At 64.6% G+C, this 22,315-nt stretch carries 30 protein-coding genes and 1 pseudogene; 17 read left to right on the top strand and 14 right to left on the bottom strand.

Going from position 1 to position 22,315, the window contains the following annotated elements; genetic code table 11:
* Nucleotides 1-3 precede the first annotated feature (3 nt).
* From IB257_RS25185 to IB257_RS25160, 6 genes are all read right to left on the bottom strand, one after another.
* The gene (locus IB257_RS25185; RefSeq protein ID WP_192492979.1) at nucleotides 4-423 is read right to left on the bottom strand and encodes a hypothetical protein; all 420 of its coding nucleotides are present in this window, start codon (nucleotides 421-423) and stop codon (nucleotides 4-6) included.
* Between the two features lie 52 nt (nucleotides 424-475).
* The gene (locus IB257_RS25180) at nucleotides 476-1,774 is read right to left on the bottom strand and encodes a DUF4043 family protein (protein ID WP_192492978.1); all 1,299 of its coding nucleotides are present in this window, start codon (nucleotides 1,772-1,774) and stop codon (nucleotides 476-478) included.
* A gap of 21 nt (nucleotides 1,775-1,795) precedes the next feature.
* Entirely contained in the window at nucleotides 1,796-2,851 is a 1,056-nt protein-coding gene (locus IB257_RS25175; protein WP_192492977.1) for a hypothetical protein, read from the bottom strand.
* 118 nt (nucleotides 2,852-2,969) lie between these two features.
* Nucleotides 2,970-5,246: a hypothetical protein gene (locus IB257_RS25170; protein WP_192492976.1), complete on the bottom strand. Its 2,277-nt coding sequence runs from the start codon at nucleotides 5,244-5,246 to the stop codon at nucleotides 2,970-2,972.
* Nucleotides 5,243-6,649, bottom strand: a complete 1,407-nt coding sequence (locus tag IB257_RS25165; RefSeq protein ID WP_225589158.1) for a terminase large subunit domain-containing protein — start codon at nucleotides 6,647-6,649, stop codon at nucleotides 5,243-5,245. Before IB257_RS25165 ends, IB257_RS25170 begins: the two co-directional genes overlap by 4 nt.
* On the bottom strand, nucleotides 6,649-7,365 hold the full coding sequence (locus IB257_RS25160) for a terminase small subunit (RefSeq protein WP_225589155.1): 717 nt from the start codon (nucleotides 7,363-7,365) through the stop codon (nucleotides 6,649-6,651). Before IB257_RS25160 ends, IB257_RS25165 begins: the two co-directional genes overlap by 1 nt.
* Before the next feature lie 76 nt (nucleotides 7,366-7,441).
* Between IB257_RS25160 and IB257_RS25155 the strand changes: the two genes are divergently transcribed.
* Entirely contained in the window at nucleotides 7,442-8,137 is a 696-nt protein-coding gene (locus IB257_RS25155) for a hypothetical protein (protein ID WP_192492974.1), read from the top strand.
* Between the two features lie 91 nt (nucleotides 8,138-8,228).
* On the opposite strand, the gene IB257_RS25150 is transcribed toward IB257_RS25155, so the two are convergent.
* The 6 genes from IB257_RS25150 to IB257_RS25125 are packed head-to-tail and all read right to left on the bottom strand — an operon-like array spanning nucleotide 8,229 to nucleotide 11,909.
* Nucleotides 8,229-8,927, bottom strand: a complete 699-nt coding sequence (locus tag IB257_RS25150; protein WP_192492973.1) for a hypothetical protein — start codon at nucleotides 8,925-8,927, stop codon at nucleotides 8,229-8,231.
* Nucleotides 8,914-9,528: a hypothetical protein gene (locus IB257_RS25145; protein WP_192492972.1), complete on the bottom strand. Its 615-nt coding sequence runs from the start codon at nucleotides 9,526-9,528 to the stop codon at nucleotides 8,914-8,916. The genes IB257_RS25150 and IB257_RS25145 overlap by 14 nt, the downstream gene beginning before the upstream one ends.
* Nucleotides 9,525-10,016 (bottom strand): RusA family crossover junction endodeoxyribonuclease, encoded by a 492-nt coding sequence (locus IB257_RS25140; RefSeq protein WP_192492971.1) that lies wholly within the window; start codon nucleotides 10,014-10,016, stop codon nucleotides 9,525-9,527. The genes IB257_RS25145 and IB257_RS25140 overlap by 4 nt, the downstream gene beginning before the upstream one ends.
* Nucleotides 10,016-10,240 (bottom strand): hypothetical protein, encoded by a 225-nt coding sequence (locus IB257_RS25135; protein WP_192492970.1) that lies wholly within the window; start codon nucleotides 10,238-10,240, stop codon nucleotides 10,016-10,018. Before IB257_RS25135 ends, IB257_RS25140 begins: the two co-directional genes overlap by 1 nt.
* A complete protein-coding gene (locus tag IB257_RS31620) occupies nucleotides 10,237-11,316 on the bottom strand; it encodes a hypothetical protein (RefSeq protein ID WP_225589153.1) in 1,080 nt (359 codons plus the stop codon). Before IB257_RS31620 ends, IB257_RS25135 begins: the two co-directional genes overlap by 4 nt.
* Before the next feature lie 11 nt (nucleotides 11,317-11,327).
* On the bottom strand, nucleotides 11,328-11,909 hold the full coding sequence (locus IB257_RS25125; protein ID WP_192492969.1) for a hypothetical protein: 582 nt from the start codon (nucleotides 11,907-11,909) through the stop codon (nucleotides 11,328-11,330).
* Between the two features lie 99 nt (nucleotides 11,910-12,008).
* Here IB257_RS25125 and IB257_RS25120 point away from each other — a divergent pair, with 99 nt between their 5' ends.
* Nucleotides 12,009-12,326, top strand: a complete 318-nt coding sequence (locus tag IB257_RS25120) for a hypothetical protein (protein ID WP_192492968.1) — start codon at nucleotides 12,009-12,011, stop codon at nucleotides 12,324-12,326.
* A gap of 111 nt (nucleotides 12,327-12,437) precedes the next feature.
* On the opposite strand, the gene IB257_RS25115 is transcribed toward IB257_RS25120, so the two are convergent.
* Nucleotides 12,438-13,016, bottom strand: coding sequence for a hypothetical protein (locus IB257_RS25115; protein WP_192492967.1), 579 nt, complete (start codon nucleotides 13,014-13,016; stop codon nucleotides 12,438-12,440).
* A 4-nt stretch (nucleotides 13,017-13,020) separates the two neighbouring features.
* A complete protein-coding gene (locus tag IB257_RS25110) occupies nucleotides 13,021-13,251 on the bottom strand; it encodes a hypothetical protein (protein WP_192492966.1) in 231 nt (76 codons plus the stop codon).
* A gap of 158 nt (nucleotides 13,252-13,409) precedes the next feature.
* On the opposite strand from IB257_RS25110, the gene IB257_RS31615 reads away from it, so the two are divergent.
* The 15 genes and pseudogenes from IB257_RS31615 (at nucleotide 13,410) to rdgC (ending at nucleotide 22,313) form a co-directional block, all read left to right on the top strand.
* Complete coding sequence (locus IB257_RS31615) at nucleotides 13,410-13,616, top strand: hypothetical protein (RefSeq protein ID WP_225589152.1); 207 nt, start codon at nucleotides 13,410-13,412, stop codon at nucleotides 13,614-13,616.
* Between the two features lie 423 nt (nucleotides 13,617-14,039).
* Nucleotides 14,040-14,330, top strand: coding sequence for a hypothetical protein (locus IB257_RS25100; RefSeq protein ID WP_192492964.1), 291 nt, complete (start codon nucleotides 14,040-14,042; stop codon nucleotides 14,328-14,330).
* Between the two features lie 524 nt (nucleotides 14,331-14,854).
* A complete protein-coding gene (locus tag IB257_RS25095; protein WP_192492963.1) occupies nucleotides 14,855-15,322 on the top strand; it encodes a hypothetical protein in 468 nt (155 codons plus the stop codon).
* Nucleotides 15,323-15,476: 154 nt separating this feature from the next.
* Nucleotides 15,477-15,671 (top strand): annotated as a pseudogene (locus IB257_RS31890) (J domain-containing protein); the annotation flags it as partial.
* Nucleotides 15,672-16,064: 393 nt separating this feature from the next.
* Nucleotides 16,065-16,739 (top strand): SH3 domain-containing protein, encoded by a 675-nt coding sequence (locus IB257_RS31885; RefSeq protein ID WP_370540125.1) that lies wholly within the window; start codon nucleotides 16,065-16,067, stop codon nucleotides 16,737-16,739.
* 158 nt (nucleotides 16,740-16,897) lie between these two features.
* On the top strand, nucleotides 16,898-17,263 hold the full coding sequence (locus tag IB257_RS25085; RefSeq protein ID WP_192492961.1) for a hypothetical protein: 366 nt from the start codon (nucleotides 16,898-16,900) through the stop codon (nucleotides 17,261-17,263).
* 186 nt (nucleotides 17,264-17,449) lie between these two features.
* On the top strand, nucleotides 17,450-17,845 hold the full coding sequence (locus IB257_RS25080; protein WP_192492960.1) for a hypothetical protein: 396 nt from the start codon (nucleotides 17,450-17,452) through the stop codon (nucleotides 17,843-17,845).
* Nucleotides 17,842-18,051: a hypothetical protein gene (locus tag IB257_RS25075; protein ID WP_192492959.1), complete on the top strand. Its 210-nt coding sequence runs from the start codon at nucleotides 17,842-17,844 to the stop codon at nucleotides 18,049-18,051. The genes IB257_RS25080 and IB257_RS25075 overlap by 4 nt, the downstream gene beginning before the upstream one ends.
* Entirely contained in the window at nucleotides 18,048-18,404 is a 357-nt protein-coding gene (locus IB257_RS25070) for a hypothetical protein (protein WP_225589150.1), read from the top strand. Before IB257_RS25075 ends, IB257_RS25070 begins: the two co-directional genes overlap by 4 nt.
* The gene (locus IB257_RS25065) at nucleotides 18,401-18,685 is read left to right on the top strand and encodes a DUF3846 domain-containing protein (protein ID WP_192492958.1); all 285 of its coding nucleotides are present in this window, start codon (nucleotides 18,401-18,403) and stop codon (nucleotides 18,683-18,685) included. Before IB257_RS25070 ends, IB257_RS25065 begins: the two co-directional genes overlap by 4 nt.
* Complete coding sequence (locus IB257_RS25060; protein ID WP_192492957.1) at nucleotides 18,682-18,867, top strand: hypothetical protein; 186 nt, start codon at nucleotides 18,682-18,684, stop codon at nucleotides 18,865-18,867. The genes IB257_RS25065 and IB257_RS25060 overlap by 4 nt, the downstream gene beginning before the upstream one ends.
* Nucleotides 18,868-18,878: 11 nt before the next feature.
* A complete protein-coding gene (locus IB257_RS25055; RefSeq protein ID WP_192492956.1) occupies nucleotides 18,879-19,682 on the top strand; it encodes a PD-(D/E)XK nuclease family protein in 804 nt (267 codons plus the stop codon).
* Nucleotides 19,683-19,697: 15 nt separating this feature from the next.
* Complete coding sequence (locus IB257_RS25050) at nucleotides 19,698-19,916, top strand: hypothetical protein (protein ID WP_192492955.1); 219 nt, start codon at nucleotides 19,698-19,700, stop codon at nucleotides 19,914-19,916.
* A gap of 2 nt (nucleotides 19,917-19,918) precedes the next feature.
* The gene (locus tag IB257_RS25045) at nucleotides 19,919-21,136 is read left to right on the top strand and encodes a hypothetical protein (RefSeq protein ID WP_192492954.1); all 1,218 of its coding nucleotides are present in this window, start codon (nucleotides 19,919-19,921) and stop codon (nucleotides 21,134-21,136) included.
* 16 nt (nucleotides 21,137-21,152) lie between these two features.
* Nucleotides 21,153-22,313, top strand: a complete 1,161-nt coding sequence (rdgC, locus tag IB257_RS25040) for a recombination-associated protein RdgC (RefSeq protein WP_192492953.1) — start codon at nucleotides 21,153-21,155, stop codon at nucleotides 22,311-22,313.
* The last annotated feature ends 2 nt before the right edge of the window (nucleotides 22,314-22,315 follow it).

Raw genomic sequence — 22,315 nt, 5'->3', positions numbered from 1 at the left:
GATCTAGGCGACGCCCACCATCTGGCCGTTCACCACGGCCGTCAGCTGCGGCGCGCCCGTGAAGTTGGCGCCGCTGATCGTGGCGACCAGTTTGACCGGACGTTTGAACAGGATGGGATGAGCCGCGGAGGAGACGACGCCAGCCGTGGCAATGTCACCGGCGGCCAGCCAGGCGTCCAGGTCCGCGACGGGACCATCGCTGGCGTCGTAAGGCTCGAAACCGAGGTCCACCTTGACGCCGGCACCGGCCGCGTCCGTGATCAGGCTCAGGGCCGTGACCAGGATGCCGCCAGGGATAACGCCGAGATAGAGCTTGTCAGCTGCCGTGGCGGCGCTGCGATAGCTGTAGGTTTCCACCCAGGCATTGCCGAAGGCCTGCGTGTGCAGGGGCTTCGAGTTGTAGTCGGGAGAGTAGCGATCCATGAATTTCTCCAGTTCCACCGAAAGCAGGCGGCCCGCGGCCGCCCGCCGCCGATCAGGTGTTGAGGTTGACGACGGTGTCCAGCACCATCACGCCGTGGTCCGTCGGGATCTTGTTGCCGCGCGCGTCCGGCACCGAGAAGCGGAGCTTCGCCTTGCCGCACATGACTTCGCCCGCGACCTCGAGATTGCGCTCGAAGTTGTAGCGGTTCTCCATCCAGTTGGCGTACGTTTCGGAGCCCTGGTTCTTGCCGTAGACGTGGGCCAGCGCCTGCGCGCCCAGCAGCATGCCGCGGTCGACGGCGAATCCCGGTTGCAGCGTCGGGATGGTGACGTCGGCCTGGGCCGCGGTGGCCTGGCCGGCCTGCGTGCAGTACTGGACCGAGTCGCCCGGGTTCAGGCGGATGGCGCGGTCCATCTTGCGCACCAGAATGTTGTGCCAGATACCGGCCTCCCCCGTGAACAACGGGTGCTTCTTCGGGCCAGTGAACGACGAGGCGCGGTTCCAGGCATTCTGGAGGAAGGTGCGCCACTGCAGGCTGTTGGCCGCCGTGTTGGTCAGGATGCTCTGCCACATGCGGTTCGTGACCAGCAGCAGGTACAGCGGCTCGTCATCGGCGGCGGCATCGCCCGCGATCTTGATCGGCTGGAGCTTGAACTCCATGTCGTCGATGATCGCGCCCAGGTGGTCCAGGTGTTCCAGCTTGAACGTGTCGGTGGTGTCGATCGCGTTCAGCGCCTGGCCGCCCTGAATCAGAGAAGTGCCGTCGGCGACCCAGTGGCGGTTGAAGGTCGGCGCCTTGACGGGGTTGATCATGATTTCGGCGAAATCGGGATCGGATGCCATGGGCACCACCCAGTCGGTGCCGACCTGGGAGCCGCGGGTGCCAGCCAGGTGCACGATGGTGGACTGGTCGTTGAAACGGCGGAACCAGCCCTGCAGGTTCGCCATCGCCAGGCCGCGCAGGTTGTGCACGGTGCGCTGCTGGGTCATCTTGCCGCCGGCGTCGACCACCTTGGTGGCCAGGTCGATTCGGATGTCCATGCTGGACATATCCAGGCGCTCGCCTTTGCCCTCGGCCTGCTTGTCGCCCATGATCGGCTTGCCGCCGGTCTGGTTGATGAGGTCGACGCTCACCTGATCGCCCTGAGACTTCGTCAGGTCGGTCACGCGGACCAGGGGCATATCCGGGCTGGTCTGGCCTTTCAGCTTCGCCTCGGCCGCCGACTGCTTCGGCGCCGCGCCGGTCAGGTTGTTCATCAGCGAGGGCTGACGTTGAGTGTTGGCGAACAGCGCCGCGCCAAAGACCTTGCGCGCGAGCGGCGAGCCAACGGGAACGGTAGTTTGGGACATATAGCCTCCAGTTCGTGAGGATTACGAAGAGAGGCGCGCCAGCTGCGCTTCGATTTCATCAGGCGACATATTCATGAAGTGGTCCGTCAGGGCACTGCCCGACAGCGCCGTCATGGCGTCAGCCTGAGAACCGGCGGCCGGTTGGCCGCCAGGGATATCGGAAAGCGTGGAAGGACCCGATGCGGTCGCCTGCGCCTTGGCGACGGCTTGCGCAACGCGCGCGGCTTGATCGGCTGGCTGCTGTCCGGCCGCGGCCTGGGCCTGGCCGGGCAGCTCGATCGTGCCGCGTTCGGCTTCGTACATTCGGAGGGCCGCATCGAACCGCTCGGCGAGCGGCTTGTCCTTCCAGGCCGCGCGGCTGCGCAGCATGGAGTCGATGTCGGCAACCTCGTTGAACGCGGCCGGGTCAGTGGTACGGAGGTGGGCGAGTTTCTGGTTTGCCTGGATGGTGTCCTCGACAGACACGATGGCCTGGACCTGCTGTTCGCGCCGCGCGGTCTCGGCCTCGTCGGCCGCCGGCCGTCCGGCTTCCACCTGGCCGCGCAGGTCATTCACCATGGCGATCAGGTTGTCCATCCGGGCGGCGACATCGGGGGCTTCTTCGCGCAGCTGTTCCAGCAGCTGCTCGTCGACGATCGTGGAAAGATCGGCCGACTTGGTGGCCTTACCCAGATGGGCTGCGGCCTGGTCCAGTTCCAGCTTGGACGTCAGCTCCCGAACCATCTGCTCAGCCCGGACCGCGCGTTCGCGTTCCTGCTGCAGCACCTGGTACGGAATGGCGTGCTTACCGTCCTTCGTCAGCACAACGGATTCGAGCTGCTCGCCTTGGGCGCCAACTGCTGGCGCCTGCGTCCCTTCCTCACCGGTGCCGGGCGCTGCACCGCTGGTATCGCCCTTGGGGTTGGCGCCGGCCGCGGCGTCCGCGGCGGCTCCTTCGGTCGTGGTGTCGTCGGCACCGATGGTGGCTTCTTGCCCACCGATCAGCGCGGCCAGAGCCTCGTCCGACATGCTGAGGGGGTCGCGCAAAACCTCATTGAGGTTGGCGATGGGGGATTCCGTCGTGTTCTCCGTGCTCATCTCTTCCTGCTCCTAGTTTTCGGATAGGTCCGTGGGTGGAAACGAAAAAAGCCCCCAGCGATTGCTCGATGGGGGCTTGCGAATTGCCCGTGTCCCTGGGCGGGGAATCTGTATGACGCTACGCGGCCGCTACCTGCCGGCCACCAAGGCGGGACAGGACGTGGTCGACCTCGTCGGTCAGTTGAGTGAATCGCTCCTGCAGCTGCGCGCCGCCGGTGGCCGCTTCGGCGCGGATGCGCGCCCGGACGGTCTCGGCCTCCTCGTGCATGGCGGTTTGCTGCAGGCGGGTCTGCCATTCGGTGGTGCGGTCGGCCGCTTGCTGGCGCAGCTTCTGCAGTTCTTCCTCATAACGCGCCATCGCGCCGTCGACTTGGCCGACGGTGTCAGCGTCGCCGGCCGCGCCGGCCTCGGCACGGATGCGCTCGGCCTCAGCCAGCAGCTTCTGTGTGCGTGCCTGGCGCTCCTCGATCTTGGACTGAGCATCCTGCATGGCGGCCTCGGCCTGCGCCGCGGCGGCCTGGCTGGCTTGCTGTTTCGCCTGCTGCGCCTCGGGGGAATTCGGGTCGGCCTGGATTCCCAGCTGCGACCGCAGGAACTCCGCCATTTCCTTGCGCTTGCCGAAGTCGGACATTTCCAGCGCGAATGGGATCAGCAGGCCCTGCATGTTGGGCGGCATGGATTTGAGGATTTCCGCGAAGGCGGCGAACTGCTGGGCGCGATAGGTAGGCGTGCTGGGCACGTCGGTCAGGGCAACCTTTACCGGCGCCGTCTGAACGTCGTTCTCCTTGTAGGCTTGCCCCGTGACCGGATCCTTGCGGGGAATGTTCACGATCACCCGGCGCTTGACCGTGCCGTTGTCGACCAGAATTTCCGCCTGGTCGGTCATGTCCTCTTTGATGAGGTCCAGCAGCGCATTGCCCACGCCGCGGCGCGCGATGCGGTAGTGATCGTTGATCTTGGCCAGGGTCGTGACGCCCTGCTCCACCAGCGACTGGATGGCCAGGCCGGAGCTGGCGTTCGACGTCTGTCCCATCATGGCGGCGTACACGCCGGCGGCCTCCTGAATGGCCTGCTTGCGCTCCTGCATGATTTGGAACTGCTGCTGGGACAGTTCGAAGTTGGTTTCTACCTTGATCTGCCCCCGCAGTGCTTTGGGGTTGGTGACGAGGAATGCATCTGCTTTGCCCAGCTCCCGCGATGCGTCGCTCATCGTGTTGTATTTCTCGTCCAGCGCGTCCGAATCCACAAAGGCTCGGCGGCTGTTGAGCAGCCACATCATGCGCGCTGCGCGGGCGTTCACCTCGTCCTGCGGCGAAATCATGGCGCGGATCAGGCCATAGGGCACGCCCGTCAGGTCTTCCCGGTACCCGAAGAACGGTACATACGGGAACCTACGCCGGTTGGTGCCGCGGTCCAGCACTCGAATGGGGCCGATGTAGAAAGCCGTGCGGATCTTGTCGTAGACCGCCAGCTTGGGCTGCACGACGCCCGACGCGACCAGCGCGCGGTGCACCTGGTTTTTGTCGTTGAACTCCAGTGTCCGGCCGCCGGGCAGCGACAGCACCAGGCCGCGCACCCAGACCCGGTACCAGACTTCGAAGCACGTCACGATGCGACGGTCGATGTCGCGCCAATCCAGGTCGTCCCAGGTCGTGCGGGTGCCTTGTAGCGCATCGTTGAAGAAGTCGGCGGAGGCCCGCGACTCGCTGGTCAGGTAGTCGGCCCAGTCCCGCCAGTTGGCCGCAGCCAGGATCATTTCCCGATGCTGAGGGAAGAAGGCAGCGATGTGGTCGGCGTCGTACCGCTTCTTGCGCACCACGTACCGCGCATCGCTCCAGTCCAGCGCCTTGCTGCGCCAGTCCCAGAACATCTCCGACCGGTGCACGTTGGTGACGCGGTACGGGTAGTGGAATGGATTGCTATCCCGGGACACCTCAACCACGCCCAGGCCCGCCTTGATCTGCCCAGCATATGCCTCAGACGTGGCGGTGTCCGCCTGCGTCTCGCGCTCGGTTTCGTGCATTTTGGCCGAAAGCGCCTCGGCGACGTCCTGGTACTTGTCGTCGTCTCCACCGACGCGCCAATCGGTGCGCGTCTTGGCCTCCATGCCCAGCACTGCGTTCACTGTGGGCTGGATCAGGTTCGTCACCAGCGCGCCCAGGCCCTTTTCCTCGAGCCGCGCAAGCGTGTCGGCGTCCAGCTGGTTGCCATCGTAGTAGTCGCAGGCCCTGTCAGCCTCGCGCCGCCAGGACGGCTGATCGCGGATCTCCTCGAGCCAGCGCTCCAGCTGGGTAACCGACAACGCGCCCGGCTCGGCCGGTGCCTGGTCGCGGGCGTGCGCGGTCGCGCCGTCGTCGCCATCGAGGAGGCGGAAGCCGGTAACGGAAGTGTTCATGCGCGCCAGGATTCCCGGTGTCGTTTGAAATTGATGGGCACGTTGTTGATTGCGTAGCGGAGGGACATCACGCCGTAGCGCGATGCGGAAATGACGTCGTCATCGATCTTGACGATGGCGCCGTCCTTGCGGTGATAGGTGCGGTATTCGGAAAGCCACAGCTCCAGGTGCGAAAAGACCTTGAACCGGCCGGTGACCATGCGGTTGAGGATGATCTGGATGCCGGCTTCAACGCCATTCGAGCCGTCCTCGAACTGCGTGCGCTCCGGCAGCATGGACACGCCCTCGGCCAGGTAGGCGTCCCGCATCGGCGTACCGGTGTCCTTCTGCGCCTGCAGGGCGTCGTGCGGCCAGGCCACCGGAATCCAGCTGCCGCGGCCCTTGATGGCGCTGGCGTGCACGGATACCGGCTGCTTCTTGGCGGCGTAGACGTCGTACACATAGACGATGTCGGCGTCCTGGTTGTGGGCCAGCCAGGCCGCGGCCGTCGGGTGATCCCAGCCCAGATCCAGGCCGCAGATGCGCGGCCAGCTGTCTGGGATGTTGAACGGCGGCACCACGATGCTGGATTCCGGCACCGGGAACACCGCGCCAGAGCCCAGCACAGGCCTGCCATACGCGCGAGCCTCGCGCTCATGCTCCGGGTAGCTGGCCAGGATGGCGTCGGCCTGTTCGCGGGTGTAGTGCTCGGCATCGTAGATGCCCATGAACACCACCACCGTGCCCGTGTGCTTGTCGATCAGGAAGCGCTTGACCGTCTCCGACATGCCCATCAGGGGCGTGAAGGTCATGTACACCGGGCCCAACGTCGTGTTGGTCCGGGTGATGGCCTCCATGTAAATGTCGTGTGGCGGCTCTTCGTCCAGCCAGACGAAGTCCAGGGTCTCAGCCTGGAACTTGGCCCGGCCCTGCTCGTAGTTCCGGAAGCCCAGGACACTCTCGCCAGCCTGAACGTCTCCGCCGCCACCGTGTCGCACCACGATGATGGACACCGCGCCAGGAACACCGGACAGCGGCGCCACTTCCTTGATGGCGTCGGCCGGGATAGCGGCGGTGCCTCGGTCGCTATCCACGCCGGGCCGGCCCAGCAGAAGGCGCTGCATGCCGTCCCGGGTCAGCGCCGCGGACACCGAGGCCGCCCAGCCCGCGGTCGGCCTCTGGAATACCTTGCCTTCCCACCAGTCCGGGTAGCGCCCGGTCAGGTGCATGGCCGTCTCGTAGGCGCCCGAATAGGTCTTGCCCAACTGGTTGCCGGCAGAAAAAAGGCGCTCGCGGTAGTCGGCGCCCTGTGCGTGGAATTCCCGCTGTTTCTCGTACGGCCGGTAGTACTTCAACCGGTTGCGCTTGGCGCGCCAGGCACGCTCCTGCAGCGCCCTGGCCAGCATCAAACGCGGATTGGACATCAGTGCATCGTGTTCCCGCCGCCGGCCGCACGCAGCTGGGCGAGAATGGATTCGACGGGCACGCCCTCGGCCGCAGCGATTTCGCCAGCGGCCTGGACGATGGCCTGGTCCAGTTCGACGTCTGATTTCTTGTCCAGCTCGCCCAGCCGCAATTCCTTGCGCTCGATGAACATGCCCAAGTAGCGCCCGATCAGCTCCAGATTGGGCGTCTTGGGCGCCAGCTTGAGCGTGAAGTTGCCATTGCGGTCCCAGCTCCAGCCGATGATGCAGCGGCGGACCTGCTCCGGCAGCAGCTTCAGATCCCGCGGGCTGGTGATATCGCGCACCTCGCCCGTCTTCGGATCGGTGACCACCAGGTCGGCCGGGTCGTAGAAGCCCATCGCCACCCACTCGGCCAGGACGCGCTCCGCCTTCACCTCCAGCTTTTCCGACAGCTTGTCGCGCATGGCCTGGACCGCCGCAGCGACATTAGCCTGGGTCAGCAGGCGCGACGCGCCACTGACCGCTGCCGCGCCTTTCGCCTTGTAGGCCGCCTCATACGCCTTGGTCTGGTTCTGGAAGCCGCCCGCAGCGAACTCATCCACGAACCGACGCTGCTGCGGCGACAAGGGGCTATCCGCAGACACCACACGGCGGGCAGCGGTCGACAGCGTGCGTTTCGAGCGCGCAGGTGTCTTCCGCGCCGCCTTGAGCGCAGTAGCTTTGGATCGAGACATAGGAGGGTATGTAACAGGTTGAAATACAATCGCGGACACTACGCGCGGCCGCAGATCAATTTTTCAGGGAGAGGAGATGGAGCTGGACGACGTTGCCGAAAAAGCCAGACGGAACCTGATGCTGGTCTCGACCGGCATCCTTGCCGTTTGGGCGCTTGGTATTCCGCTCGATGGAAAGCTAGTTGGAGCTGTAAATCTCAACGAAGTGCAGCCATGGCGCGCATGGACATGCGCCACAATCGTACTGATCTACTTCTATCTGCGCTTTCGTCTCTCGCCTTCGGTCGTATCCGCACGAAGGGAGTACTTCGCCGTGAAGAAAACCCAATCACGCCTGCGCAACGAGAAATATGCTTGTGACCAGTTCGACACGCTTGTAGCCAAAAAACGGCCCCGCCTCGAATTTCAGGTTGCGACGCCGCCGAGGGATGGATTAGTTCCCGACCACGCGATTAGGGGCTTTGAAATTATCTGGCAACCACCAACTCTCGCTGGACAGAGAGGGACGCTTACCTACGGATGGCAGTTTCCGGAATCTGCAGGGGGGTCTCACCAGTTTTACGGGCATGCGGAGTTCTTCATTCCCCGATGGTGGCTCACGCAGCGGACCATCCGTGAGCACATGACGCGGCTCACTGATCTAACTTGGGCCGGCTTAGAAGTCACACTGCCGACGCTGCTGGCGATAGCAGCCCTGACGGTAAGTCTCGTCAAAACTGCCTTGGCCCTGTACTACGAATTCCCCTTCGTCCGCCAATTGCTACCGGCATAAAAAAACCCGCTCGGTTTCCCGGCGGGGTTCTCAGACGCACTGATGACCAGTGACAGAATAGGGCCGATTTTGCGGGTTCAATTCTCAGAAGTCAAGCAACGGCCTCCAACTCCCCCACAATCCCGGCGCCACGCAGCACCGATTCGATCAGCTCCATGGCACGGGCTTCCTCGCCCTTCTTCCCGTCTTCCACGACACTGGAGCCCTTGCGCACGATTCGCGCACCGCGCAACCAGATCGTGATTTTTCCGTTCTGATCGGTCACCGTGCGTTCGCTGATGCCGGCGTGGATGGCCAGGTCTTTCAGAAGCACGCGACTGCGGTTGCCTTTCTCGGCGAAGTAGCGGGCGACGATGCCGTCGCGCACCGCACGGTTCACGACGTGGCCGGACAGAACGCCGCTTCCCATGACGCCATCCGATACCGCACGCACTGCGGCGAACCAGTCCTGATCCCAGACGGAGCTGCGGCAGCACGGGCAAGGCGTGGTCTGCGGCAAGAATCGCGCCTCCAGGATGCGCTGGTGCAGCGGCGTGAGCGCCTGCAGCTCGCGCAGGATGAATCCGGCCTGTGCGGCGCCATCAACGCCGGCCAGGCCGCGACCAGTACGCGGCGTGCGGTCTGCCATCTTCACCATGGCGGGCCTGTCCAGCGTGCCGTTGGAGTAGTTGAAGGCGTAGGTGAGCGCCTGGTGGGCACCCTTGAAAAGCGGTTCGGACACTGTGCGCTCCTGACAATCGAGAAAATTCTGGGCACCGGCCAGGCCGGCGGGCTGGTCATTCCTGGTCATGGAATCCACCGATGCGCGCGCGGCTGCCGCCGTGCATCGAGTGCATGGGCGGCTGGGCGCCGATGCGTTCGGCGTTCAGGCCTAGTGTCGCGGCCATGCGCAGAGGCTTGCGGCTGGTGACGCCGGGCAGCACCTGCACCTGGCCAGCGTGCACCGGCGTGAGGGTGGGCGCGGCAGGAACGACTGGCGCCGGGACAGACTTCGGGACCGTCGCAGAGCCTGCGCCCGCGGTGCTGGCGGTGCTGGCGCTGGTGGCGCTGGTGGTGCTGAGCCCCGCAGATTGCCAGCGCGCATAGGCTTCCAGCTTTGTCGCGCCCACGCCCATGCGGCCGGCGCCGACGCATTCGTACCACTCCGAGCCGGCCGGGCGATCGGACCACAGGCGCAGCCGCGGGCGAATTGCCGGATGGACGGGGGCCTGGTCTGGGCCCATGTTTCGCCGGCGCGATTTCGGCGCTTCCCCGCGCTGGTGGCGCTGCTCCGCCTGCACGATCTGCCAGACGCGTTCCGGTGACACACCGAACTCCTTGGCCAGGTCCGTGGGGCGTTCGCCGGCCTGGCGCCGGCGCGTGATTTCGGCGTTGCGTTCGCTGGTGCTCATCCCGTTGCCTCCGTGCCAAACAGGACCGATTGCGGGTCGTAGGTCAGCAGGGCCGTCACAGTGACCTCGAGCCGGGCGCCCTGCTCATCCGGCTCTGCCCGCCGGGCGTGAATCTCGCGTACCCAAACGTCGTCTTCGAACACCACGTCCTTGAGGCTGTCCATCACCACTTTCTGCGTGTTGTCCAGGTCCAGGCATTGCACGGAGTCATCCCAGGCGGTGCCCAGCTTGCGCTGGCGAGTTTTCCAGTCCTGCGGCCGATGGGGGTACAGCACGAAGTCGACGCGCACGCGGCCGGCGATCGGCTTGCGGATGCCGTTGGCCTTCGCCAGCTGCGCGACCTCTTCCCGGTAGGCGATTGCCTCCTTGGTGACGTAGGTTGTCGTGAAAGGCTTGCCGCCGCCACGCGGGGCGACTGTGCGGCTCTGCCAGTAGCGGTTGGCGCTGATCGGGTACGGCAGCACCAGGCTGTGGGATTGGGTGGGCATCAGGCTCCCTCGCTGCGCAGGTCGCGCAGCCATTCGATGCGCGCCGTGGCCTTGGCCTCCGGCGCAGGTTGGAAGGTTGCGCAGCAGCGCTGCCAGAGCGGGCTGACGAAAGTGCCGGGACGGTCGGCCATGAGCGCGCAGCGCCCCAGGCCGACAGCCGCGAACTTGGCGTTGTCGCGCAGCGTGAAGCGATCGCAGTAGACGCACTGCACGGCCGCGATCACAGGTTCACCCCGTAATCCGCGCGCAGCCGGGCTTTGTCCTGGTCGGTGAGGCCCGCCGCGTCGATGACCCGGGCCTTGAACCGCCAGAACTCCTCGCCCTCGGCTTGAAAAATCCCCAGCTCCGCGCCGCGGTCGGTGATGCCCTGCGCGCTGGTGACCCATGCCTGCTGGTCGGCCGCCTTGGCTGCCGCCGCGCGCTTGGCGTCGACCTTGCTGCCCGCCGTGGGCGGATTCAGCACCTTGGCGACGAAGATGTCCAGAAATCCAGCCGTGATTGGCCCGGCGTCGCCGGTCGCAGCGCGATCGGCCACGGCCAGGGCGTAGGCCTCGGCCAGCTGTTCGCCGGACACGCCAGCAGCGATCCAGGCGGTAATGCGCGGGTCGTTGCTCTGCGTGCCGCGTGGCTGCTTGCCGCGGGCCATTTCCAGGCGCCGGATCCAGACCGCGATCGCCATGGCCTGTTCCTCGGCAGTCTTCCCGGCCAGCTGCGGCGGCGGGGCCTCACCCTCGCGTACGTGCGCGCCCGCGAGAGACGCCGCCGCAGAAGGAGTTTGTTTTATCTGTTCTTGCTCTTGTTCTTGTTCTTGCTCCTGCTCTTGGCTTCGGAGGGGCTTACAAGGGGCTTCAAAGGGGCTTACTTCCGGACGGTCGCTAAACCGCTTCGAAACCATGTGAAATGCCACCCCGTATTTCTCGTAGAACGGCTCCAGATAAGGGTTTTCGGGCAGTCCGTCGTACTCGCGCTGAATGCCCTTGCAGCGGTTGTCCTTGGCCTCCAGTTGCGCGGCAACCTGGTAGCGAGCCATCTCGATGACCCACACCACCATGCTGTCCTCGTCAAACCGGCAAAACCCCGCTTCGCAGGCGCTTCGAAGCCCCTTCAAAGCCCCTTCCAAGGGGAGCCCAGTATCGGCCGTGATGTAGGCCGGATTCAGGTGATACAGGCCCAGCATGTTGGCGTGCTGGCACGTCATCAGGTACATGGCCACGATGACCGCCTCGGCGCCCTTTTGCTTCAAGGCCCGGCCTGTGCGCCCGCTCCAGAACTGCGGGCCGACCTTCGCGTATTCGCGCATGTGCCCCCCCCTCACCAGCCGTGACGGGAGCGACTACGCCCGCGCCACCCCTCTATCAGCGACTTCGCCATAGCACGCGCTATTCGAGGCGTCAGGGCCGCTTCGAGATGTTCTTGGCTCATGGATGCCAGCGCGTGAGTGGAGATGACGTAGGCGGCTTCCTCGCGTCCCAGGCGCACCCCAAGGTGCATTTGCCCACGCAGCGCGCTGAATTCGGTGCTTTCCAGCAGCGCAACCATTTCGGCGAACAGGACATCGGTGTCCATCGTCATCGCAGAAACAGAGCCGCCAACAGGTATAGAGCTGCGTGTGGGGCGAGACAAGGGCACGCGGACGCTGCCCCCCGCTCGCAATTCACCTGCCATGCACGACAGGTCCAGCTCCCGCTTATCAAGTGGCAGCAAGGGGTGGTGGGGCAGCTCCACCCGCACCAGGTCGATAATCTCGGCCAGGGCACGGTTGCGCTCGCTCATGCTGGCCAGCAACCCCCGATCCATGGCGCGCGCCTGGTTGAGATTGACGGCGTCCAGCTCCAGCTCGGCGATGCGCTCGCGGGCACGGCGCCGCTGGTTTCGTCCGTAGCGACGGCTCATCAGAAATTCTCCATATCTAAAGCCCGCCCGCACCGCGCTTTCGATGCACTCGGGCGCGTGCTACAACTCTCGCAAGTTCGCCACCGGATGCCGTGCGCCATGAGTTTCACCACCGAAGAAGAAATTGAAGCCTGGATAGGCACCAACGGGATCGAGGCATTCAGGCGCAATACCCTGAATGGCACCTTCTCAGGGCAGCGTGCTGTAAATGCGCGGGCGTACTTGCACCTGATCGATGCGGAAAACGCCGACGCTCGGGACGCACGCCTGGTGAGGGCGGCAGAAGATGCGGCCCGGGCGGCCCTCGACCAGGCCGACAGTGCCAAGAAGGCCGTCAAGCTTTCGCGATGGGCGCTCGGTATTGCGATCGCAGCCGCGTTCTTCACCTTCTGCCAATGGTGGTTCCCCCGAACTTGACTCATGCCCCCTCCCCGCCGCGCACGGCCAGCGCGGTGGCGATCGGCCGCACCCAGATGGGCATCGACGACAACTGGAACGAGTCGCCGGCGCGCGACAGCAGGATGGCGATCATGCGACCTCCGCAAGCAGTACGTTGACCTCGGCCAGCCTGGAGGCTTGTCCCCGGACGATCTGGCTAATCCGCGTGCGGTCACAGTCGAATTCATCCGCCAATTGCTGCTGCGTAACCCCACCGGCCGTATAACGGCGAAGAATGGCGGCCATCTGCTCAATCGTGAGGCGCTGATGCACAGCGTGTTCTTGCCGGGCATGGCAATGACGTGAACAAGTCTTGGCGCGCTCCCGTTTAGTCGCGTGCGGCGTAAATGTCTTGCCGCAAACCACGCAATCTTTCGATATTGGATGCTTTTGGTTGTGATGCTGACTGTGGCATTTCGGGCACCACCAGCGGACCTGTAGCGGCTTGCTGTAATCGTCATGGTGGGCCTGCGCCTTCGATGCGCCGCACTTCTCGCAGGGTTGCGGCGTGACCTTGCCCGCGGCGACGGCATGGTTCAGCGTCTTGCGGGCACGCACCTTGTCGGCCGGCGTTGGGCCCGGAATTTCCGGCCGAGCGTCCTGCATGCCCGCCGCGCCGACGCCTGCCCCTGAAAACAGGTGAAAGTGGTTGATGTAGGAGACGGTCATAGCATCAACCCACCGGATTTGCGCGTGCGCGCACGTAGCCCAGCGCGCCGAACGCGTGCTGCTCCAGCACGGCGCGGGCATATTCGGCCTTGGTCTTGCCGCTCATCGTCGCGAGCGCTGCGATGGCGTCGTACAGGTCGCTGGTGCACGGAATGTCCAGGCGCTCAGTGCACTTGCCGGCAGCGGACGTTTCGGAGGGACGGGACTCAAGGGAGTGCAGGACGGGGTTGCTCATGGGATTCCTATCGGATGTTGCTCGGCTGGGCCCGGCTCGGCGGGTTGGGCACAATGCGGGCATGGAAATTTGTTCAGGGGGCTGCGGCCTAGCGAGAACTCCCAGCGGCCGTAGAATCGAAGGCGACCAAGCTCATCGAAACTACGCCGAGGGAGTTCATGACGACGAAGCAACAGGACAAGGCACAGGCACTCATAGATTTGTGGAACCAGCGCCCGCCGGAAAAACGAACACGACTGGATCTATTCCCGTTTCGCCAAGAGGTTCAGGAAAGGCGTCCGTCGCTGCTGATGGGGTGGCCGGGCCCGGACGACTACCAAGCCCTGGCGTCGATCCTGTTGCCATACATTCACGAGCCGCGCTGATAGCTGCGCGGCACATTGCTGTCGCAGTCAGCACCGTCAGGACTGCAAAGTGGGACCGGTCGCCAGGCGGCAACCACTGGTCGAGTTCGTCGGCGAGCGCTTGCTGCAGTCGCGTCGGCCCATCCGGCAACGCGTGCGCGCGCGTCAGCGCCAGGCCGGCGGCATGGCGGTCAGTGGAAAAGCGCGGCAACTGGAATGGCCAGACGTCCAGAGCCGCAGCGGGAACGCCGAATACAACTTCGGCAACCGTGCGATCGAGCGCGAGCGCGGCGTCGTTCGGGCCCAGTTGCACCGGCGCATCAGGGCGGGCAACCTCTCGCGTCGTTGGCAGATTAGCCATGGCGGCCTCCCCTCTCGGGGTTCCCACGCAACATAGAATCGGAGGCTCCTACACCGCCCTTTCCTACGTTGGGGGAACTCTCTGTGAGCAAAGAAATACTCGTCATGCTTCACCCGGATTCAGTGACGCACCGAATGCTCGCGGCAGCGGCGACGCTGCTTGGCAAAAACCCATTGCAGCTGTATCCGGAAACGCCGGACCGGCCTGCGGCGCTACAGGTGAAGTGCACACAGGTCGGGGCCACGGACTATGGTCTGGTCCGCCTTGTGCTGGGAGAGGACGGCCAATCGCCTGCGATATCGGTGCGACCGGAATTGCTGATCGCAGTGTTCGATTCGGAAGACCGGCTGCCAGTTGGCTTCCTGTCGGACTGAGTGCCCGCCTGCGCCGCTCTTCCGCGATCGCTACCTCGACTTTCCCGATGAGGCGTGCAAACGTGGCCTCGTCGTATTGGCTCATCGCGCGGATGAATCGAATGGCGGCGCTAGACATGGCTCGCCTCCTGCTGATCCCGTCACGCATGCCCCGCCCTCCCCGTTGGTTCATTCCCAGCAATGGCGATTGCGAGCGTGGCAACGCTCGCTGGCGGGAGACCGTCAGTCGGGTTGGGGTACAGGGACGGACAAAGCTGGTGAGGTGTCTTACGCCATCCCGTGAGTTCGGCCAGGAACAAAACTCGCCCCGGCGGAAGGCTATGCAACCATTTGGAGACCGCCCAGGCCGTGAGCTTCTTCGGCTGTGCGCGCTTTGCCACGGCGCTAAGGCCGCCGGCCAGATTGATTGCTTCAGCGATATGTGCTTTTTCGTCCATGGGCGCAATCGTACTACTTAAAGTAGAAGTTTCCAACTACTCAAAATAGAAATGACTGCGCATACCCTGGCTGTTAGATTTCTACCTATGGTAGAAAGCAACAAATTGCCGGTCAGATACCCTGAGTTCGCTGAGCGCGTGAAAGCCGCTATGGTGAATGGCAAATGGGAAGTTCAAGGCATCGTCGATGCGCTAAAGCGCGCGGGTGTGCGGATTACCTATGAAATGGTCCGGCGCTACACGCTGGGGCAGGCTATGCCTCGGCAGGACAAGATGGCGGAAATTGCTCAGATCCTGGGCGTCAGCGCTAGCTATCTCCAATACGGCACCGACGGCGGTCCGGCCCCAAAGGCCGAATCAACCGGTTTGGCCGGCCCAAGCACCCGCGGAGCTTGCTACCCGTTTTTGCGCATAAATCCAGAGGACTACGCCGCTCTTGACGATGACGTCAAGGATGACATTGAGAGCATTATCGAGCTGCGACTGAGTAAGTCTGCTCGTCGCTCAAGTGCTGGCCGCCGACCTGGAGCGCGAACAGGCACGGAGGGGGCGTAGCGCAAGCGGTCGTGCCTACCATCCTATCAATAGTCGATAATGTGGTGTACGCACGGTTTGGGCGAAAATTTTGCCCCCGATGTAACTAAAAGAGATTTGTGTAGCTATTATTTCGCGGCGCGAGCCGACTTGCCTTGCCGATAATTCAAACGAAATGGGACCCAAGATCCACACGCACTATGACAATCTGAAAGTTGCTCGCAATGCACCAGATTTCGTCATTCGGGCGGCCTATAGAGCGCTTTCCCAGCAGTACCACCCCGACAAGCACGGTGGCTCTCCATCTGCCGCCAACGCCATGCGGCTCATCAATGAGGCGTACGCGGAGCTGTCAGATCCAGCCCGGCGCGCCGCGCACGATGCTTGGATTGGCCAACAAGAAGCGCGCGATAGGGCAAAAGCTCAAGCCGATCATCAGGCGAAGGTTCGAGAGGCCCCCTCCTCTCCGCCCCCTCCGAACAAGCCCGCTACCGCGCCGAATCCCTCACCTCCTCCTCGTGCTACGACGCCGTCAGGTCAGTCGAATTTATGGGCGTATGGTGGCGGTCTACTAATTCTGGTCCTTGTCGTAGCGCTGATGAATTCGGAGGGTACCCGGACGAGCGCACCCACGTCATCGGCCGGATATGAGAGGACTTCGAACCTCAACCAAGGCAGCAGTCCCCACGGAGCCAATTTGCCTCAAGCAAGTCCGCCACCGAGGAATGCCGCTGCCGTCCCGGTCACGACCAGGCCGTTGAACGTGACCCCCACCCCCGCCCCGATTCCGGTAACCAGTCTTCTGCCACGAGGCCGCGTAAATGCACCAGAACTGAATGTCCGCGCTGGACCTGGCGCCAACCACGACGTGGTCGCGAGATTACGCTTTCTCGATACGGTCTCGATCGAGGGGCCCGTGAGTAACGGCTGGATGCCGGTTTCTCATCAAGCGGGCTTTGGCTATGTGAACGGCATTTATATTCAGCCTGGGCCGGATGTCGACACTCTGAGGACGCTGTGCCAAGAAGATAGCCCCGGTCCAAAATCCGGCACCATTCTCAAGCGGTCGAGCACGGTTGGGGATCATGAGCTACGTATCAACGCAACGATTGATCATGATGCACTCGTCAAGCTCAAGGATCCCCAAGGACGCACGGTGCTTAGCGGCTTCGTCCGACGTGGAGAAATGTATACCTTCCAGGGCATTCCATCGGGCGTGTACACAACTTGGTTTGCCACTGGTGGAGCATTCAGTTCACGTTGTGGGCGCTTCCTTCAGGACATGAGCGTTACCTATGATCCAAAGCCGCATCAGTACAGGGCTACCCAGAACGGCAATTTGATCTATTCCACTGTCATGGAGTATTCACTGCAACGACAGCTGAACGGTAACTTCTCGCCGACGGCCGGCGACTCCTCGGCTTTTATCGCCGACTGATCACCATGCAGCCCCGCAAGGGGCTTTTTTTCGTGCCGACTTCCTAGCTGCCTCCCCGATAGAGACCGAAGCATAGGTTCTACTTTTAGTTGTTGACTAAAATTCTACTTTACGTAGAATTGTCTCCAATTCTTCTACTTTAAGTATTGGAGATCAACATGCTTCGGCCGTTGTTCGCACTAGCCGTTCTGGCGCCCGCCCCCGCGCTCGACGATAACCGCCCCATCGTAGGCATCTCAGCCCCCGAGCCGACCGACGCCGACATCCTCAGCGTCTTGAGCGACTTGTTCGCCGGCCGCACCGCCGCCGCGTTCGGCGAAGAGCTGGACTGGTGGATCGAAACCCTCCAGTGCGATCTGAGCCCGAAGGCGGCGGCCGGCGTCGCGCTGTCGGTCATCAGCAAATGGCACTTCGACCAACGCGACGGCGCCGAAGGCGTTCAGCAATTCAAGGACGAGCTGGTCACGCGTGCGCGCCGCCTCCTCGGCGAGCAGTCGTTGCGCAACAAGGGAAAGGCCGCGTGATGGGCTTCCTCATCGTCGGCGCGCTCTCGCTGTACCTCGAAATCCGCGGCTGGCTCCAGTCGCGCCGCCAGAGGTCACGCAAATGATCAACGCCGCCCTCTTCTTCCTGCCCCTTGCCTTCGTCATGGCCCGCGCCATCGACGCATTCGCGGCGCATCGCCGCCGCACCGATCCCTGGAGCGAACAATGAGCGTTTCCCCCCTCCCTTTCTCGGCTCTGCCGGTGATCCTGCGGGCGCCCGAACTGCGCCCCGGCCAACTGCGCGCCAGCGTGCTGCAGGCCCAGATTACCGACCTGGCCGACGCGGCCCACTTGGGCTGGAATGCGGCCGTCCTCGCGATCGAGCAAGACCTGGCCGGCAACCGCCTGTATTCCGAGCGTGCCGTCGTCGACGTGCACGAAGCGGCCCAGCGGTCCAGCGCGTCCCAGGTGGCGCAGCTGATCGACGACCTCAGCACGGCGATCGCCGAGCTGCAGGGCGCGATCCAGGCCAAGGATCTGGCGGCTGCAAGCACCGCGCACGCAAGCCTTGCCGCAGCCCTCGCCACCTATCGGCTGGGCACGCCGCGGAGCGCCGCATGACCGCCGCCACGCTCTGGGTGCTGCTTGCCTTCTTGCCGCCCGGCGAAGACGGCCAGCCCGTCATGGTGATCGAGCGCTTCACCACCCAGGCCGAGTGCCTCGACGTCCTGGACGTCTTCCCGCTGACAACCCGCGCCACCTTCGACTGCCTGCCGAGCGAGCAGATCCGCACGGGCGCGGCCACCTTGGAGAACCGCCCGCTATGAACACCCACGACCTCCAGCGCGACGCGCTGGATCACATCATGCGCACGGCGCGCGCCAGCACGTCGCAGACGCGCCGCCTGCGCTGGATCGCCAGCCGCGCCGAGGCTGCGCTGGACGGCCGGCCCTACGTCGCGACCGAGCATGACCAGCCCAAGATGGTGACCGAAGCCGTCATGCAATCGAAGAATTCGGCGCTGCAAAGGAACAACCTGCAGTTGCGCGTGGCGAACAGCCGGCTTCGCGGCGCGCTCGCGCAGATCGCCGGCGGTTCCACCGGCATCCTGGACCGCGACACCGAACTGGCGCAGATGGCCCAGGCAGCGCTCGACGCCGAACGGGAGGCCCACGCATGAAGCCCGTTCGCAAACTGATTCGCGCCGACGGCGCCGAAACCGTGCTGCATGGCCCGCACGCCATCCAGGACGTCTGCCAGATGATCGGTGCCGACGCGCTGGATACCGTCAGCCTCGCCGACCGCGTGCACGTGATGCTGGTCGATGACGACGGCATCAGCAAGGGCCTGCCCGTCAATCCGGCCGCGACGCGCCTGTACCAGGACGCCCGCGGCATTCCCCACCAGATCCGCGGCGACGTCGTGATCGTGCCCGACTCCGACTATGCGAGGCACGCATGAGCGCGCGCCGCATCGTCACCCTCTGGCGCCGCGCTCGCCGTGCAGGCCGCGATCTGGACCTGGCCGGTTACGCAGCGTTCGCCGTCGGCGCACTGATGCTGGCCGCCACGGCCGTGGTTGGCCCGACCCTGGACGCCGCGCAGGAGCAGCAAACCAGCACCGTCCACCACGCCGCTCGCTGATGGGGACCGCCATGCAACCCAACGTTTTCACCGTGCGGGCCTCCAGCTGGGGCCGCCTATTCGACTGCGCGCACGCCTGGGAGGGAACGCACATCCTGGGCATGAAGAAGCCCGCCGGCATGCGCGCGCTGCTGGGCACGGCCGTCCACGCCGGCACCGCCGTCTACGATCAGGCCCGGTTGGACGGCAACCCGTGCACGCCCGACGAAGCCGCCGACGTGCTGGTGGACGAGCTGCGCAACCCAGCCTATGAGGTCGACCATGCCCAGGATGGTCTGACGCTGGCGAAGGCGGAAGCGATCGCGCTGACCATCCTGGTGAAGTACTGCGCCGACGTCGCCCCACAGTTCACGTACATCGATGTCGAAACAGTGCTCGATCCGCTGGACATCGATTGCGGCGGCGGCATGACCGTGCGCCTGACCGGCACCATGGACCGCGCCCGCGTGGCCGAAACCGAGGGCGGCATCGTCGTGCCCGACGTCAAGACCGGCGCGCGCGTCGTCCAGGACGGCAAGGCCGTCACGCAAGGCCGCGCCGCGCAGACCGGCACCTACCAGCTCATGTACGAACACACCAAGAAGGTGCGTACGGTCGGCTCCCAAATCATCGCCCTGTCTACCAGCGGCAGCGCGGCCACGGCAGTCAGCCCTGTTTTCGACGCCCGGCGCGTGATGGTCGGCGAGCCCGACCAGCCCGGCCTGCTCGAGCACGCGGCCGCCATGTTCCGCACCGGCCTTTTCCCCCCGAACCCCTCCAGTGTGCTTTGCAGTCAGAAGTACTGCGCGCGCTGGTCCTCCTGCCTTTTCCGATAACCAGAGGAGCCCCGCATGTCCCTCCATCCCGTCAGCCGCGACGTGTTCGTCCGGCGCACCGACCAGGTCGGCAAATCGGTCGTGACCCAGCACCTGGCCTGGGATCCCGCCCTGTTCTTGGTCAGCCAGGTGAAGCAGTACGACAAGGACGCCAAGCCCGAAGAACGCCAGCGGGTCGGCATGGCTACCGCCTCCGAATACCGCGCCTACCGCGCTCAGCAAAAAGGAAATTGATCATGACGCAGAACACCACCGTTCAGAGCCTGCGCGCCGCACCCGAATCGCAGATGCCCATCGTGGCGCCTGGCTTCGGCAGCCTCCAAGGCTTCGAACTCATGCAGCGCGCCGCGCGCCTGCTGTCGAGCAGCACCCTGGTGCCCGTCGCCTACCGCCAGACGATCGAAAAGCTGGACCGCTACGGCAACGTCAAGGAATCGCGCGAGAACCCCAACGCACTGGCCAACTCCGTGGTCGCGCTGAACATGGCGCAGCGCATGGGTGCCGACCCGCTGATGGTCATGCAGAACCTCTACATCGTCGAGGGCCGGCCCTCCTGGTCGTCGCAGTGGATCATCGCAGCGATCAACGGCTGCGGCCGTTTTTCGCCCCTGCGCTTTCGCATCGAAAGCCGCGGCGAGCGCGAGGTCGAATACAAGTCGACCTATTGGGACAACAACCAGCGGCACACCAAGGTCGAGAAGGTCAAGATCAACGACAAGGTGTGCGTGGCCTGGGCGATCGAGAAGGAAACCGGAGAGGTGATCGAGTCACCCGCCGTGTCGATCGAAATGGCGGTGCTGGAAGGCTGGTACACGAAGAACGGCAGCAAATGGCAGACCATGGACGAGGTCATGCTCCGGTACCGCACGGCGTCGTTCTTCGGCAAGCTCTACGCTCCGGAGTTGCTGATGGGCCTGCAGACGGTCGAAGAGGCTCAGGACATCATCGAGGCGACCGCAGGCCCGGACGGCACCATCAGCGTCAACGTGGATGAGTTGCGCTCCGCCGCACATCCCGCACACCGCCAATCCGCGGCACCTCCAGCCGACACGACGGACCTGGAAGCGCGCGAGCCTGCCGCAAGCCCCGACACCTCCCCCGCGAAGGCGCAAGCCGAGGCCGGTAACCCGGCGCAGGGCGCGGCAGCGGCCGCCCCTGCCACTCAGGCGGAGCCGGCCGGCGCCCAGCAGACTGGCGCCGGAGCAGAGGATCCCGGACTGGATCCGGCAGCCGTCGAACACCAGATCGCTAATGCCAAGACCCTGGACGTGCTGGACCTGGCCAGCGACTCCATCGACGGCGTCGACGACCTGGGCGAGCGCGCACGGCTACTCGAGCTGTACCAAGCCCGCCGCCTGTCCATGACGGCGCAGCAGCAGCAGCAGCAGCAGCAGCAGCAGCAGCAGCAGCGCCCCACGGGCCGCCCTGCTCGCCGCATGGCCGCGCCCGAATAAGGCATAGGGGACCGAAATGGTTTTTTTCCGCAACCTCTCGGTCTACCGCCTGCCCGCCGGGTGGGTGGTGACCCTCGAGCAGCTGACAAGCATGCTCGAGCGCTTCCCGTTCGTGCCCACCACGGACCTGGAGGCTGAGTCCACCGGCTGGGCACCGGTCCATGAGGGGTATGGCGTGGTGCATGCCGTTCAGGGTCATCTGCTGCTGCGCTTGCGCAAGGAATCTCGCGTGATGCCCGCCAAGGCAATCGAGCTGCAGGTGCACGAGGTCGCTACGAAGGTCGAGCAATCCCAAGGGTTCAAACCCGGCAAGAAGCAGCGCAAGGAAATCCGTGACCAGGTCATCACGCAAATGCTGCCCGCGGCCTTCCGGCAGCAGGATGACGTGCTGGTATGGATCGACACGCATGCGGGCCGCCTGGCCATCGATAGCGCCGCCAGCGGCCCGCGCGATACCGCCATCAGCCTGCTGTGCAAGAGCATCGACCACTTCGTCCTGGAGCGTTTGACCGTCAACACCGCAGCGGCCGGCGCCATGACGGGCTGGGTGGCCGATGACGAGGCGCCGGACGGCTTCACCATCGACACCACGGCAGAGCTGCGCGCCACGGGCGCAGGCGCGGGCGCCGTTCAGTACGTGAACCGTCCGCTGGAGCCCGACGAAATCCGCCGCCACCTCCAAAGCGGAATGCAATGCACGCGCTTGGGCCTCACCTGGGACGACAAGGTTTCCTTCGTGCTGGACGACGAGCTGGTCCTAAAGCGCGTCATGCCCTGCGAGGCACTGCACAAGGACGTGGAGCGCGTAGCCAAGAACGACGCCGAGACATTCGAAGCGGATTTCTACCTGATGGCCAGCACGCTGCGCCCGCTGATCGCCGACCTGGTCGACGTCCTGGGTGGTGAATGCGTGGACGATCGCCAGGCCGACATGTTCCGCCCTGCCACCGGCCCTGCGCTCGTCGCCGGCGAAGACGGCGATCACCCCGTCGACCCTCTCCTGCCGGAAGCGCGCCGCATCGTCATCCAACACCGCCGCGCCTCCATTTCTCTCATCCAACGCCACTTGCGCATTGGCTACAACCGCGCCGCGTCGCTCCTTGAATCCCTGGAGCAATTCGGCTTGGTCACCGCCATGCGCCCCGATGGCACCCGCGAAGTGGTTTACCCCCTTTAAGG

The organism is Achromobacter sp. ACM03 (assembly GCF_014851665.1).
Lineage (GTDB): Bacteria > Pseudomonadota > Gammaproteobacteria > Burkholderiales > Burkholderiaceae_B > Achromobacter > Achromobacter aegrifaciens.
Note: the sequence above shows the minus strand (reverse complement) of the source record. Positions and strands in the feature narration are given on the sequence as shown.

Bases quoted from the DNA above. Each gene is read 5' to 3' on its own strand.
- IB257_RS25185 (WP_192492979.1), bottom strand. From the start codon at position 423: ATGGATCGCTACTCTCCCGACTACAACTCGAAGCCCCTGCACACGCAG.
- IB257_RS25180 (WP_192492978.1), bottom strand. From the start codon at position 1,774: ATGTCCCAAACTACCGTTCCCGTTGGCTCGCCGCTCGCGCGCAAGGTC.
- IB257_RS25175 (WP_192492977.1), bottom strand. From the start codon at position 2,851: ATGAGCACGGAGAACACGACGGAATCCCCCATCGCCAACCTCAATGAG.
- IB257_RS25170 (WP_192492976.1), bottom strand. From the start codon at position 5,246: ATGAACACTTCCGTTACCGGCTTCCGCCTCCTCGATGGCGACGACGGC.
- IB257_RS25165 (WP_225589158.1), bottom strand. From the start codon at position 6,649: ATGTCCAATCCGCGTTTGATGCTGGCCAGGGCGCTGCAGGAGCGTGCC.
- IB257_RS25160 (WP_225589155.1), bottom strand. From the start codon at position 7,365: ATGTCTCGATCCAAAGCTACTGCGCTCAAGGCGGCGCGGAAGACACCT.
- IB257_RS25155 (WP_192492974.1), top strand. From the start codon at position 7,442: ATGGAGCTGGACGACGTTGCCGAAAAAGCCAGACGGAACCTGATGCTG.
- IB257_RS25150 (WP_192492973.1), bottom strand. From the start codon at position 8,927: ATGACCAGGAATGACCAGCCCGCCGGCCTGGCCGGTGCCCAGAATTTT.
- IB257_RS25145 (WP_192492972.1), bottom strand. From the start codon at position 9,528: ATGAGCACCAGCGAACGCAACGCCGAAATCACGCGCCGGCGCCAGGCC.
- IB257_RS25140 (WP_192492971.1), bottom strand. From the start codon at position 10,016: ATGCCCACCCAATCCCACAGCCTGGTGCTGCCGTACCCGATCAGCGCC.
- IB257_RS31620 (WP_225589153.1), bottom strand. From the start codon at position 11,316: ATGCGCGAATACGCGAAGGTCGGCCCGCAGTTCTGGAGCGGGCGCACA.
- IB257_RS25125 (WP_192492969.1), bottom strand. From the start codon at position 11,909: ATGAGCCGTCGCTACGGACGAAACCAGCGGCGCCGTGCCCGCGAGCGC.
- IB257_RS25120 (WP_192492968.1), top strand. From the start codon at position 12,009: ATGAGTTTCACCACCGAAGAAGAAATTGAAGCCTGGATAGGCACCAAC.
- IB257_RS25115 (WP_192492967.1), bottom strand. From the start codon at position 13,016: ATGACCGTCTCCTACATCAACCACTTTCACCTGTTTTCAGGGGCAGGC.
- IB257_RS25110 (WP_192492966.1), bottom strand. From the start codon at position 13,251: ATGAGCAACCCCGTCCTGCACTCCCTTGAGTCCCGTCCCTCCGAAACG.
- IB257_RS31615 (WP_225589152.1), top strand. From the start codon at position 13,410: ATGACGACGAAGCAACAGGACAAGGCACAGGCACTCATAGATTTGTGG.
- IB257_RS25095 (WP_192492963.1), top strand. From the start codon at position 14,855: ATGGTAGAAAGCAACAAATTGCCGGTCAGATACCCTGAGTTCGCTGAG.
- IB257_RS25085 (WP_192492961.1), top strand. From the start codon at position 16,898: ATGCTTCGGCCGTTGTTCGCACTAGCCGTTCTGGCGCCCGCCCCCGCG.
- IB257_RS25080 (WP_192492960.1), top strand. From the start codon at position 17,450: ATGAGCGTTTCCCCCCTCCCTTTCTCGGCTCTGCCGGTGATCCTGCGG.
- IB257_RS25075 (WP_192492959.1), top strand. From the start codon at position 17,842: ATGACCGCCGCCACGCTCTGGGTGCTGCTTGCCTTCTTGCCGCCCGGC.
- IB257_RS25070 (WP_225589150.1), top strand. From the start codon at position 18,048: ATGAACACCCACGACCTCCAGCGCGACGCGCTGGATCACATCATGCGC.
- IB257_RS25065 (WP_192492958.1), top strand. From the start codon at position 18,401: ATGAAGCCCGTTCGCAAACTGATTCGCGCCGACGGCGCCGAAACCGTG.
- IB257_RS25060 (WP_192492957.1), top strand. From the start codon at position 18,682: ATGAGCGCGCGCCGCATCGTCACCCTCTGGCGCCGCGCTCGCCGTGCA.
- IB257_RS25055 (WP_192492956.1), top strand. From the start codon at position 18,879: ATGCAACCCAACGTTTTCACCGTGCGGGCCTCCAGCTGGGGCCGCCTA.
- IB257_RS25050 (WP_192492955.1), top strand. From the start codon at position 19,698: ATGTCCCTCCATCCCGTCAGCCGCGACGTGTTCGTCCGGCGCACCGAC.
- IB257_RS25045 (WP_192492954.1), top strand. From the start codon at position 19,919: ATGACGCAGAACACCACCGTTCAGAGCCTGCGCGCCGCACCCGAATCG.
- rdgC (WP_192492953.1), top strand. From the start codon at position 21,153: ATGGTTTTTTTCCGCAACCTCTCGGTCTACCGCCTGCCCGCCGGGTGG.